Annotated in this window: 11 protein-coding genes; 5 read left to right on the top strand and 6 right to left on the bottom strand. The window is 61.4% G+C overall.

Annotation, left to right across the window (positions count from 1 at the left end; genetic code table 11):
* Window positions 1-48: 48 nt before the first annotated feature.
* Entirely contained in the window at window positions 49-1,122 is a 1,074-nt protein-coding gene (locus SM766_RS08490; RefSeq protein ID WP_368947506.1) for a YeeE/YedE family protein, read from the top strand.
* Here the strand turns inward: SM766_RS08490 and SM766_RS08495 are convergent.
* The 5 genes from SM766_RS08495 to SM766_RS08515 all read right to left on the bottom strand — a co-directional run bounded on the left by SM766_RS08495 (window position 1,058) and on the right by SM766_RS08515 (window position 7,329).
* Complete coding sequence (locus SM766_RS08495; RefSeq protein ID WP_368947507.1) at window positions 1,058-2,338, bottom strand: DUF3422 family protein; 1,281 nt, start codon at window positions 2,336-2,338, stop codon at window positions 1,058-1,060. The two genes, SM766_RS08490 and SM766_RS08495, sit on opposite strands and share 65 nt — an antisense overlap.
* Before the next feature lie 198 nt (window positions 2,339-2,536).
* A complete protein-coding gene (locus tag SM766_RS08500) occupies window positions 2,537-3,970 on the bottom strand; it encodes an NAD(P)(+) transhydrogenase (Re/Si-specific) subunit beta (RefSeq protein WP_274868103.1) in 1,434 nt (477 codons plus the stop codon).
* 16 nt (window positions 3,971-3,986) lie between these two features.
* A complete protein-coding gene (locus SM766_RS08505; RefSeq protein WP_065273088.1) occupies window positions 3,987-5,561 on the bottom strand; it encodes a Re/Si-specific NAD(P)(+) transhydrogenase subunit alpha in 1,575 nt (524 codons plus the stop codon).
* 139 nt (window positions 5,562-5,700) lie between these two features.
* On the bottom strand, window positions 5,701-6,150 hold the full coding sequence (locus tag SM766_RS08510) for a methyltransferase family protein (RefSeq protein ID WP_368947508.1): 450 nt from the start codon (window positions 6,148-6,150) through the stop codon (window positions 5,701-5,703).
* Between the two features lie 225 nt (window positions 6,151-6,375).
* On the bottom strand, window positions 6,376-7,329 hold the full coding sequence (locus SM766_RS08515; protein ID WP_368947509.1) for an MBL fold metallo-hydrolase: 954 nt from the start codon (window positions 7,327-7,329) through the stop codon (window positions 6,376-6,378).
* Window positions 7,330-7,502: 173 nt separating this feature from the next.
* Here SM766_RS08515 and SM766_RS08520 point away from each other — a divergent pair, with 173 nt between their 5' ends.
* The 3 genes from SM766_RS08520 (at window position 7,503) to kynA (ending at window position 10,639) form a co-directional block, all read left to right on the top strand.
* Complete coding sequence (locus tag SM766_RS08520) at window positions 7,503-8,273, top strand: SDR family NAD(P)-dependent oxidoreductase (protein WP_065273085.1); 771 nt, start codon at window positions 7,503-7,505, stop codon at window positions 8,271-8,273.
* Window positions 8,274-8,448: 175 nt separating this feature from the next.
* Window positions 8,449-9,642: a kynureninase gene (gene kynU / locus SM766_RS08525; RefSeq protein WP_368947510.1), complete on the top strand. Its 1,194-nt coding sequence runs from the start codon at window positions 8,449-8,451 to the stop codon at window positions 9,640-9,642.
* A gap of 148 nt (window positions 9,643-9,790) precedes the next feature.
* Window positions 9,791-10,639 (top strand): tryptophan 2,3-dioxygenase, encoded by an 849-nt coding sequence (gene kynA, locus SM766_RS08530; protein WP_368947511.1) that lies wholly within the window; start codon window positions 9,791-9,793, stop codon window positions 10,637-10,639.
* Between the two features lie 202 nt (window positions 10,640-10,841).
* Here the strand turns inward: kynA and SM766_RS08535 are convergent, their stop codons facing one another.
* Complete coding sequence (locus SM766_RS08535; RefSeq protein WP_368947512.1) at window positions 10,842-11,432, bottom strand: TetR/AcrR family transcriptional regulator; 591 nt, start codon at window positions 11,430-11,432, stop codon at window positions 10,842-10,844.
* Between the two features lie 97 nt (window positions 11,433-11,529).
* Between SM766_RS08535 and SM766_RS08540 the strand changes: the two genes are divergently transcribed.
* Window positions 11,530-11,994: a (2Fe-2S)-binding protein gene (locus SM766_RS08540; protein ID WP_274868109.1), complete on the top strand. Its 465-nt coding sequence runs from the start codon at window positions 11,530-11,532 to the stop codon at window positions 11,992-11,994.
* Window positions 11,995-11,997: the final 3 nt, after the last annotated feature.

Below are 11,997 nucleotides of genomic sequence, written 5' to 3' on the forward strand. Positions count from 1 at the left end.
TTCGCGCCATTTCGGGAAAAAGTTCCGATTTCCGGTATGGAGAGTATCATGTTCGAAACGTTCGGTTTTGAAGAGACCACCGCACGCCAGGCTTCTGTCCTGTTCGCGTTGGGGCTGGGCCTTGTCTTTGGCGCGCTGGCGCAATTGACCCGGTTCTGCCTGCGTCGCACCATCGACGGCAGTGACCGCCGCGAAGCCGCTGGCGTCTGGGCCATGGCGCTGGCCATTGCTGTGCTCGGCACCCAGGCCGCTGTCCTGCAGGGCTGGATCAGCTTTGACGATCACCGCCTACTCGCCGCAGATCTGCCGGTGCTGGCCGTCATCGCCGGTGGTCTGATGTTCGGTGCCGGCATGATCCTGACCCGGGGCTGCGTGTCCCGGCTGATGGTTCTCAGCGGCAGTGGCAACCTGCGCGCCCTGCTGGTCATCTCGGTCTTTGCGATCACCGCCCATGCCACGCTGAAGGGTGTTCTGGCGCCACTGCGCACCAGCCTAGGCGCCGTCACTGTTCCGCTTGGCGATTACGCCACGCTGGCGGCCATGCCCGGCGGCGCGCTCGTCTGGGGCCTGCTGATTGCGCTCGCCGCACTTGCCATTGCCCTGCGCTCTGGCAACCGTATCCCTGTGCTGGTTGGCGCGGCTGTGATTGGCCTGCTGGTCCCGCTGGCCTGGGTCGGCACTGGCTTTGTGCTGTTTGACGAATTCGATCCCATCGCGATGGAAAGCCTGTCCTTCACCGCGCCGTCTGCTGACACCCTGTTCTACGTCGTCGCCTCCAGCGCCGTCTCCGGCAGCTTTGGCACCGGTCTGGTGGGTGGCGTTCTGGTCGGCGCACTTGTTGCGGCCCTGCTGACCGGACAGTTCAAGTGGCAGAGCTTTGAAAGCCCCGCCCAGACAGGACGCTATCTGGCAGGTGCCGTGCTAATGGGCATCGGCGGCGTGCTGGCCGGTGGCTGCACCGTTGGCGCCGGTCTGGCCGGGGTTCCCACCCTTGGCGTGGCTGCCCTGCTGGCGATCCTGTCGATCCTGCTGGGCGGCAGCCTCACCCAAGCGCTGCTCAGTGCAGCCCCTTCCGGATCCGCCGGACGGCAAGCCACACCAGCCCCACAACCGGCAGAGTGATCAGCGCGGTCATCATCCCCTTGCTGAGCCCCAGCGGCCCGGCAAGGGGATAAAGCGCATAGGACGCCAGCGACACCGCATAGTAGCTGATTGCCACCACAGACAGCCCCTCGACCGTATGCTGAAGCCGCAGCGCCATATCGGCGCGGCGGTCCATGCTTTCCAGCAAGGCCTGATTCTGCGCGCTGCGCTCCACATCCACCCGGGTGCGCAAAAGCTCCCCCGCCCTGCGTGCCCGATCGGCCAGCGTCACCAGCCGCTTTTCAGTGGACTTCACCGTACGCATGGCCGGCTCATAGCGGCGCAGCATGAATTCCGCGAAGGTCTGGAAGCCTTCCAAACGTTCCTCCCGCAATAGCCTGATCCGCTGGTTCACCAGCGCCTCATAAGCGCCGGTGGCGCCAAAGCGGAAGGCCGCGCGGGCGGCCATCGCCTCCAGCTCGGCCGAGACCGTCAGAAGGTGCGACAGAGTCTGTTCTGCCGGAACGTTGCTGCCGGTCATTTCCGCCATAATTTCACTCAGATGGGTGTCCAGCCCGCCGATGGTGGGCGACAAGCCCCGCGCACGGGAAAAGCCCAGCATCGACATGGCACGATAGGTCTCGATCTCACACAAGCGCTGCACGATGCGGCCAATCCTGCGGCTGCCTGTTTCGCGGTTCACAAAGGCAGCAAACCGCATGTGCCCCGCCGGATCGATCCGGAAATCCCCGGCCACCACCGCATTGTCGTCCAGCACCTGCGACACCGCCATGCTTTCGGGCACCAGCCAGTCCTGCAGCTTTGATTTGATCTCCGCCGTGTCCGGACGTGGCAGCACACGGAGCATCAGTGAGGTGATCCGCTGCCCCGGCGCCTGTTCCAGCCAATCGCCAGGCAGCACCTCGAAATCGACCGGGTCAAAGGGCCGTTCGCTGACACCGTCACTGTAGAGCGTGTAGCTGACGAATTCGGTGTGCTGTTCCCACTTCAGGGTGTGGCGCCCCAGCTGGGCCGCGTGATGGGTGGCGCCCGGTTTCGGGTGCGGCGCGCCGTGGCGGTCCAGCAGATCGATCAGATGCGCAAGATCCAAGCCGCGGTCCCGGTGCACGGCTTCCTCGGGCTGTTTCACCGCCAGATAGATCACGGTGCTTGGGCTTTTCATGGTCGGAAAAGGACGCGCGTGCAGCTCATTGGCAAGCTGATAGCGCAACGGGTGATCCTGGATCGGGGGCATCACGGTCTCCACTGGTACAGGGCGACCATAGCCAAAACCATAAGACCTGTAAAGAATGCATGTAATTCAATACCTTAGCAGGATACAACAGTATACAACGCGGCCGCATGCAGCACAGGCTAGCCGCAGAATGCAGAAAAGGCGCCCCACAAGAGGCGCCTTTTCCGAGTGATACAGCCCGCAGGCCTGTGGAGTTGATCAGCTGATCTTGGTCAGCAGATCGTCCAGCGATTTTTTCGCATCGCCGTAGAACATCCGGGTGTTCTCCTTGTAGAACAGCGGGTTCTCGATGCCCGAGTAGCCGGTGCCCTGACCGCGCTTAGACACGAAGACCTGTTTCGCCTTCCAGCATTCCAGAACCGGCATTCCGGCGATGGGGCTGTTGGGGTCTTCCTGCGCAGCAGGGTTCACGATGTCATTGGAACCAATAACGATGGCCACATCAGTTTCCGGGAAGTCCTCGTTGATCTCGTCCATTTCCAGAACGATGTCATAAGGCACCTTCGCTTCGGCCAAGAGAACGTTCATGTGGCCCGGCAGACGACCCGCAACCGGGTGAATCGCAAAGCGCACGTTCTTGCCCTTGGCGCGCAGACGCTTGGTCAGCTCGGAAACCGACTGCTGTGCCTGTGCAACGGCCATGCCGTAGCCCGGGATGATGATGATGTTGTCGGCCTCTTCAAGAGCCTGTGCAACACCGTCGGCGTCGATCGCAACCTGTTCGCCTTCAACTTCCATCGCCGGACCCGAAGTGCCGCCAAAGCCGCCCAGGATCACCGAGATGAACGAGCGGTTCATCGCCTTACACATGATGTAAGAGAGGATCGCACCCGAGGAGCCAACCAGCGCACCCACAACGATCAGAAGGTCGTTGCCAAGGGAGAAACCGATCGCCGCCGCGGCCCAGCCCGAGTAGCTGTTCAGCATCGAAACAACCACCGGCATGTCGGCGCCGCCGATGCCCATGATCAGGTGGTAGCCGATGAACAGCGCCATCAGGGTCATCAGGAACAGCGGCAACAGCGCGCCGGTGTTGAAGTACCAGATCAGAGCCAGCAATGAGATCGCCGCCGCGCCTGCATTCAGCATGTGACCGCCGGGCAGTTTCGTCGCTGCCGAGCCAACCTTGCCCGCCAGTTTGCCATAGGCAATGACAGAGCCGGTAAAGGTCACAGCACCGATGAAGATACCGAGGAACAGCTCGACACGCAGGATAGCAATCTCGACGCCGTCCTTCTTGGCCAGCAGCTTGGCAAAGCCATCAAGCGAGGCTTTGGCGCTGTCGTCCATGGCCATAACGCGGCCCAGTTCGACATGGGCGATAAAGCCAACGAAGACCGCTGCGAGACCGACCAGCGAGTGCATCGCTGCAACCAGTTCCGGCATCTGGGTCATCTGCACCCGTTTGGCCAGGAAGTAGCCAATGATGCCACCGCCAGCGATCAGCACCAGCGACAGCAGCCACAGGCCGGAACCGGGGCCGATCAGCGTAGCGAAAACCGCCAGCGCCATGCCCGCGATCCCGTACCAGACCGCACGTTTTGCGCTTTCCTGTCCCGACAGACCACCCAGCGAGAGGATGAAGAGAACAGCCGCGACCACATAGGCCGCCGTGGTAAATCCGTATTCCATCTGTTTTCCCTCGCTCTTAAGACTTCTGGAACATGGCGAGCATGCGCCGTGTCACAAGGAAGCCGCCGAAAATATTGATACCGGCCATGAAGACCGAGAGCGCTGCCAGCAGGATCACCAGGAAGGAGCCGGAGCCGATCTGCATCAGCGCGCCCAGGATGATGATCGAGGAGATCGCGTTGGTCACCGCCATCAGAGGTGTGTGCAGGCTGTGCGCCACGCCCCAGATCACCTGGAAGCCGACAAAGACCGCCAGAACGAAGACGATAAAGTGCTGCATGAAGCTGGCCGGAGCCACGAGCCCCACGCCCAAGAGCAGCGCCGCGCCGATCACCAGTAGGGTGACCTGTTGCTTGGTCTGCTGCTTGAAGGCGGCGATTTCCTGCGCGCGCTTTTCTTCCGCGGTCAGTTCTTTCGGCGCTTCGGGTTTCTTCTGCGCCGCGATGGCCTGAACCTTTGGCGGCGGCGGCGGGAAGGTGATTTCCTTGTCGAAAGTCACTGTTGCGCCACGGATCACGTCGTCTTCCATGTCATGCACGATCTGACCGTCCTTTTCAGGGGTCAGGTCGGTCATCATGTGACGGATGTTGGTGGCATAAAGCGTCGAGGACTGCGCGGCCATACGGCTCGGGAAGTCGGTGTAGCCGATGATGGTGACGCCGTTGTCGGTGACAACTTTCTCATCCATCACGGTGCCTTCGACGTTACCGCCCTTTTCGGCTGCAAGGTCGACGATGACCGAACCCGGCTTCATCGCCGCAACCATGTCCTCAAGCCACAGCTTGGGCGCTTCGCGGTTGGGGATCAGCGCGGTGGTGATCACGATGTCCACTTCGGGGGCCAGTTCGCGGAACTTCGCGAGCTGTGCTTCGCGGAACTCGGGGCTGGAGACGGCCGCATAGCCGCCGGTCGCCGCACCGTCCTGCTGTTCCTCTTCGAAATCGAGGTAGACGAACTCAGCGCCCATCGATTCGACCTGCTCCGCCACTTCGGGGCGCACATCGAACGCATAGGTCACAGCGCCCAGGCTGGTGGAGGCGCCGATGGCTGCCAGACCGGCCACACCTGCGCCCACGACCAGAACCTTCGCCGGGGGCACCTTGCCCGCAGCGGTGATCTGACCGGTGAAGAAGCGGCCAAAGTTGTTGCCTGCCTCGATCACAGCGCGATAGCCGGCGATGTTCGCCATCGAGGACAGCGCGTCCATTTTCTGCGCGCGGCTGATGCGCGGCACCATTTCCATGGCGATGACATTGGCGCCTTTGGAACGGGCCAGTTCCAGGCCTTCCTCGTTGCCACCGGGGTTGAAGAAGGAGATCAGCGTCTTGCCCGCTGTCATCCGCTTCAACTCGGTGTCGGTCGGAATGCGCACCTTGGCGACGATATCCGATGTCTTCCACAGCGCGGCTGCGGTTTTCACGATTTCAACGCCAGCCTCTTCATAGGCGGCATCGCTGAAACCGGCCAGCTGACCGGCACCGGTTTCGATGGCGCAGTCATAGCCCAGCTTTTGCAGCTGCTTGGCAGAGTCCGGCGTCATCGCGACGCGCGCCTCGCCTTTCATTACTTCCTTTGGTGTACCTATTCTCACCTTGTCGGTCCCCCTCGTCTTGCCCGTGCCAGCAAAGCACCGGGTACGGATCGCAAATATTTTGATTATCCTGCGCAACATTTTTGCGCAAGCGTTTCGCCGCGTCGCCGCATCATTTTGCCGCGACGCCGCATGAACTTTAGACCCAGCGGCGTACCTTTCCTTCGTAGCGCGCCCAGTCCTGACGGAATGTCCGCCGCATTCTGTTTTCTTCGGGTTCGATGAAGCGCCGTTCCAGAATCCAGACGAATATCGGCACCAGCGGCAAGGACAGCACCGCGTCAAACCGAAGGATAAGCCCGGCCAGAACCAGGATGTCGCCCAGATAAATGGGATTGCGGCTGCGGCTGAAGATCCCCGATTGCACCAAGCGGCTTGGTGTCTGGCGGGGAATGATGGTGGTGTGCTGGCGCCGCATCTCGACCACCGCAAGCAGCATCAGAAGGATGCCCCCCCCGACCAATATTCCACCAAGGAAATCCGCCCACGCCCCGCCAAAGGTCAGCCCATAGGGCAGATAGCTGGCCTGCAGCCACGCCAGGATAAGGCAGGCAAACAACCAGACGGGAGGCATATCAATCCAGCGCATCAGGCGCACACCATCGCGATATCCGGGGCAGAGTACAAGTTCATCGAGCGCAAAGTCCTCTTATCCGGCCGACAGGTCCAGCCCGCGGCGCCGTTGTGCGCAAAGAAAAGGACAAAATGTCCAAAATGGCCCGGAAACGGCGAATCTGTTCCGGGATGCGGCATGATCCTGCACAATTCTACGGGCTTTCCTACGTATACTTTTGCATGCTGACCGGGCGCGGGGTCATTCCCACTCCATTTCCTCGAAGACCCGCCCGGCGTTCTTGGTAGCGAGTTCCTCGAAGGTATCGAGCCCCTTCCAGCGTTCCTGGTCCACATAGTAAGCGCCAGCCAGATCACCACCCTCGTCGATATGGGCGCCGATCTTCGCTCGCAGATCCGTGAGGTAGTCGTAGGTGTAGCGGCGCACCTGCGCGAGGTTGGTCGGATGGCCGTGCCCCGGGATCACATAGGTTGGGTTCAGCGGCTCCATCTTGGTCTCCCAGGTCTCCAGCCAGCAGGAGGTACAGGTCCCCTCAAAGATCGGCAGCATGCGTTCGTGAAAGGCCATGTCACCGGCGATCAGCATGTTCCATTGTGGCAGCCAGACCTGCGTATCGCCCGGGTCATGCGCGGGCCCCATGTGCATGACCTTGATCTCTACTCCGCCAAGAGACAGGTCGTAATTGTCTTCAAAACTTAGGTTTGGCGTCACGATCCGGGTGCCTTCGGCCTTGTCGCGGTTGTAGCGCTCCATGCCCTGCAGGATGAAATCGGCTTCTTCGGTGAAGGCTTCGATCGCATCCACATGCGCCAGAATATCGACGCCTTGATCGACCCAGTAGGAATTGCCAAGCATCGCATGGCCCTGGCCGTTTTCATTGATCACCAGAACCACCGGCTGATCGGTCACCGCCTTGATTTCATCGTGCAGCGCCGCCGCCAGACGCACCGAAGCGCCGCCGTTGATGACCACGACGCCCTCGTCGGTCACGATAAATGACAAATTGTTGTTGTGTCCTGAGTTCTCGTAGGTCGGCGGCGCGGTGGCTCCGATGGCGGAAAACACATGCGGGATCACCTCGACCGGCTTAGAGTACAGCTCGGATTGTGGGTACTGATCGGCAATGTCCTCGCTGGCCCATGCGGCGCCTGCGCTAAATGTCGCAATCAATGCAGCGGAAAAAATCGGTTTCATGGTGTCCTCCCAAAACAGCTGCGCAATAATTCACACTTATGAATATGATTGTAAATGGTCCCGGTGGAAAACCTTTGCCCAAGAGTGCCGACATGGAATTGTGACGGGACGGCTTTCTTGCCCTGCCCCGGCATGCCGTTAGGCTGGACGCAAACACGGGAGGACCGAACAACATGACATCACAAGACACGACATCGCTGGCAGGAAAACATGCGCTGGTCACGGGCGGCGGCACCGGCATCGGCCTCGCCATCGCCCGCGCACTGGCCGCGCAGGGCGCCGAGGTCACCATCACCGGACGGCGACAGGAGGTGCTGGAGGAGGTCGCCACCAAGGGGCTGCACCCCATGGCGATGGATGTGCGCGATGAGGATGACATCGTGACCAAGATCCAGGCCGCCGTCGATGCGCGGGGACCGATCCAGATCTGTGTCGCCAATGCCGGCGTTGCCGAAGGCAAGGCACTGCACAAGACCACGCTCGATTTCTGGCGCAACATGATGGCGACCAACCTAGACGGTGCCTTCCTGACCATCCGCGAGTGTCTGAAATCCATGCGCGAAACCGATTGGGGCCGGGTCATCACCGTTTCTTCGATCGCGGGTCTGCGCGGGCTCAAGGGCGGTGCCTGCTATTCCGCCAGCAAACACGGCATGATCGGCCTCACCCGCGCGCTGAGCGAGGATTACCTCGGCACGCCCTTCACCTTCAACGCGATCTGCCCTGGCTACGTAGATACCCCCATCGTGGAGCGAAACATCACCTCGATCTCGGCCCGCGCCGGTGTCAGCGAAGATGAGGCGCTGAAGATCATGACCCACGCCAACCGCCACCAGCGTCTGATCGAGCCGGAAGAAGTCTCGGCGGCGGCCATGTGGCTCTGCGGTCCCGGATCACAATCCATCAATGGGCAGACCATCGAAATCTCCGGCGGCCAGACCTGATCGCGGCATCAGCCACGCACCGCATAGCGCCGCCGGATTTCCGGCGGCGTTTCTGCGTGTCCGTCAGAAATACCACACGCACTGGACAGGTTTTTGAATATCGGATACAAAATCCGAAACCTTCAAGCTTGAAACAGTTCAGGCCCTTCTTTTCAGCCCGCCAGACGAGGTTCCGATGACCGATTTTGCCGCCACCAAGGCCATGTTCGACCTGCCCGAAGGGGTGATCTACCTCGATGGGAACTCACTGGGCCCCCTGCCCAGCGCCGCCAAGGACCGCGTCGCCAACATGATGACCGAGGAATGGGGCAAGATGCTGATCACCGGCTGGAACAAGGCCGGATGGATGCAGAAATCCACCGCTGTCGGCAACCGCATCGCCCGGCTGATCGGCGCCGAAGAAGATCACGTGATCATGGGGGATACCCTGTCGATCAAGGTCTATCAGGCCGTCGCCTCGGCGCTGGAAATGAACCCGAGCCGCAAGGTGGTTCTGTCGGACAACGGCAACTTCCCGTCAGACCTCTACATCGTGCAAGGGCTGCTTAAATCGCTTGGCGCCGAGTACGAGTTGCGCGTCGTCGACCCCGAGGCGGTTGCCGAGAACATCACCGATGATGTCGCCGTGCTGATGCTGACCGAGGTGGATTACCGCACCGGACGCAAGCACGACATGAAGACCCTCACCGCCAAGGCCCATGAAGTCGGCGCCCTGACCGTCTGGGATCTGGCGCATTCCGCAGGTGCCCTGCCGGTGGAACTGGCAGGCTGCAAGGCTGATTTCGCGGTCGGCTGCACCTATAAATACCTCAACAGCGGCCCCGGCGGCCCTGCCTTTATCTATGTGGCACCGCGCCACGCCGAGGTTGCCCGTCCGGCGCTCTCTGGCTGGCTGGGACACGAGGCCCCTTTTGCCTTTGATCTTGATTATCGGCCAGGCCGCGGCATCGAACGCATGCGGGTCGGCACGCCACCGGTGATCCAGCTGACCTCGCTGGAAGCAGCCATGGACATCTGGGACCAGGTCGACATGCAGGATCTACGGGCAAAATCCATCGAGCTCTGCAATCTGTTCATCGCCGAGGCCGAAGCCGCCTGCCCCGAGTTGGAGCTTGCTTCGCCCCGCGATGGCGACCAGCGTGGCAGCCAGGTCTCCTTCCGCTTCCGCGAAGGCTATGCCGCGATGCAGGCCCTGATCGAACGCGGCGTGATCGGAGATTTCCGAGCCCCTGACATCATGCGCTTTGGCTTTACCCCGCTTTACATCGACGCCAATGACGTGCGCGCCGCCGTGGCGATCGTGAAAGACGTGATGACCAACGATTTGTGGGACAATGAAGCCTACAAACAGCGCGCCGCCGTGACCTGATCGTGAGTGGGGCGACGCATATCCTTCCTTTGTGCAGGCCTGCGGGCTGGGTGGCGCTCTGGCGCCGCCTGGCTCAGTGCTGTCGGTTAAACCGGAGGACGCTTTCCTTTCCCTGATGTATAAAAGACCAAGGAACAGGAAAGATCCAATGAGCAAATGCCCTCTTAACTCACCCTTTGACCCGGCCGAGGACGGCGCCGAAATGTCCTTTGACGGGCGCATGTCCTATGGCGACTACCTGTCGCTGGACGCGATCCTGACAGCGCAAAAGCCGCTGAGCGACGCCCATGACGAGATGCTGTTCATCATCCAGCATCAGACCAGCGAATTGTGGATGCGCCTTGCGGTGCACGAGTTGAACGCCGCCCGCGATTGCCTGCTGGCCGGTGATTCCCGGCAGGCGTTCAAGATGCTGGCCCGGGTGGCGCGGATCTTTGAGCAGCTGAATTCGGCCTGGGATGTGCTGCGCACGATGACGCCCTCGGACTACACTCATTTCCGGGGTTCACTGGGGCAGAGTTCGGGCTTTCAATCCTATCAGTACCGGCTGATTGAGTTCATGCTGGGCAACCGGAACAAAGCCATGCTGCGCCCCCACGCCCATGATGCGGATGTGACAGCCCTCTTGGAGAATGAACTGTCGCAGCCCTCGCTTTACGATGTGGCCCTGCGGCTTCTGTCGAACAGCCTGCCGCTGCCTGCCCAGGTACTGAGCCGGGATGTCTCCTTGCCCTACCAAGCCAGCGACGCGGTTATGCAGGCCTGGACCACGGTCTATCAGACCCCCGAGACCCATTGGGAGCTGTATGAGCTGGCCGAAAAACTAGTCGATTTCGAGGATTACTTCCGCCGCTGGCGGTTCAACCATGTGACCACAGTGGAACGAGTGATCGGCTTCAAACGCGGTACCGGCGGCACCGGCGGCGTCAGCTACCTGAAACGCATGCTGGAAGTGGAGCTGTTCCCCGAACTCTGGCACCTGCGCACCGAGCTGTAAGCCCGGCCCCCACCGCCGGTCAGGGCACTCTCCCGCCCGGCCTCGGATTTCATGCGAAACCCTCGCCCAGTTGGGCCCGGCGCCGCGCCATAGGCGCGGCGCCGGGCCCAAGACTGTAAGCGGGCTCTGCCAGAGGCAGGGTCTGCGTCAGCCGCGGGATCTTCCTGCTCCTTCTGCAGCACACCCTGCGATCGCTCATCTGTTATTTGGGGCCTTCGAGCGCCCGTGCCATCAGCGCGGCAAGCTGCGAAACACGCATACGATAAGTTGGGTAATCGGGCGCCGTATGCTTGATCCCTTTGAGCGCGGCGCAGAACACCTGCGCCACCTCTGCGGCCGTTCCGACGGCTTCAGGCAGATCTCTTTTCTGCAGCCATTCGGCATAGGCCCCAGCCAGCGCCGCCTCGCCCGCCTCGATGGCCTCTGGCGCGACGCTCACACCCGCCTCGAACAGCTCCAAGCCATGCGCCGAGGACATCATCGCCTCCATCGTTGCCCCGCCATGGGCGGCAAAGGCATGCGCAACGCGGTCGGCCAGAGTGCTCTCTCCCTCTAGCGCCGCGCGGATGTCTTCGCGCGCCTGCCGGTAATAGGCTTCGACCAGAGCCGTGAAGATCGCTTCCTTGTTGCGAAAGTGAAGATAGACCGCCGGACGGGACATCCCTGCCCCACGCGCTATGTCGTCCATAGAGGTTTTGCGGAACCCATAGGCCGAAAAAGCCTGCCAGGCAGACTCGAGTATGGTCTGGGCCTTTGGGTCGGACAACATGGGATCAGCGGTAAGACGGTTCATACCCAAGGCTACTGACACTATTGCCTGATTTTGTCAATTGACACACTGACACAATTGACGCATTTTGTCACAACATCCACAAACAGAGGTCAGCCCCATGCCAACCACGCTCAGAATCAACGGAAGCGACCACGAGGTGGATCTGCCGCAGGATGTACCCCTGCTCTGGGTCCTGCGTGATGAAATCGGCCTTACGGGCACCAAGTTCGGCTGCGGCATCGCTGCCTGCGGTGCCTGCACCGTGCATATCGACGGGGTGGCGACGCGCTCCTGCCAGGTGGCGCTTGGCGATGTCTGGGGTGAGGTCACCACCATCGAAGGCGTCGGCACACCCGAGGCCATGGCTGCAATCCAGCAAGCCTGGGTCGATCATCAGGTGGCACAATGTGGCTATTGCCAGTCCGGGCAGATCATGCAGGCCGCAAGCCTGTTGGCCGAGAACCCGGCGCCTAGCGACAGCGATATCGACGACGCCATGCAGGGGAACCTGTGCCGCTGCGGCACCTATCCCCGCATCCGCGCTGCCATCCATACCGCCGCCAAAATGCTGCAGGAGGCGTGATCC

It is taken from the genome of Pseudophaeobacter sp. A-200-2, from assembly GCF_041008815.1.
Taxonomy (GTDB): domain Bacteria; phylum Pseudomonadota; class Alphaproteobacteria; order Rhodobacterales; family Rhodobacteraceae; genus Phycobacter; species Phycobacter gallaeciensis_A.

Coding starts and splice junctions, on each gene's coding strand:
- SM766_RS08510 (WP_368947508.1), bottom strand. CDS start 6,150: ATGCGCTGGATTGATATGCCTCCCGTCTGGTTGTTTGCCTGCCTTATC.
- SM766_RS08540 (WP_274868109.1), top strand. CDS start 11,530: ATGCCAACCACGCTCAGAATCAACGGAAGCGACCACGAGGTGGATCTG.
- SM766_RS08535 (WP_368947512.1), bottom strand. CDS start 11,432: ATGAACCGTCTTACCGCTGATCCCATGTTGTCCGACCCAAAGGCCCAG.
- SM766_RS08500 (WP_274868103.1), bottom strand. CDS start 3,970: ATGGAATACGGATTTACCACGGCGGCCTATGTGGTCGCGGCTGTTCTC.
- SM766_RS08515 (WP_368947509.1), bottom strand. CDS start 7,329: ATGAAACCGATTTTTTCCGCTGCATTGATTGCGACATTTAGCGCAGGC.
- kynA (WP_368947511.1), top strand. CDS start 9,791: ATGAGCAAATGCCCTCTTAACTCACCCTTTGACCCGGCCGAGGACGGC.
- SM766_RS08490 (WP_368947506.1), top strand. CDS start 49: ATGTTCGAAACGTTCGGTTTTGAAGAGACCACCGCACGCCAGGCTTCT.
- SM766_RS08520 (WP_065273085.1), top strand. CDS start 7,503: ATGACATCACAAGACACGACATCGCTGGCAGGAAAACATGCGCTGGTC.
- SM766_RS08495 (WP_368947507.1), bottom strand. CDS start 2,338: ATGCCCCCGATCCAGGATCACCCGTTGCGCTATCAGCTTGCCAATGAG.
- kynU (WP_368947510.1), top strand. CDS start 8,449: ATGACCGATTTTGCCGCCACCAAGGCCATGTTCGACCTGCCCGAAGGG.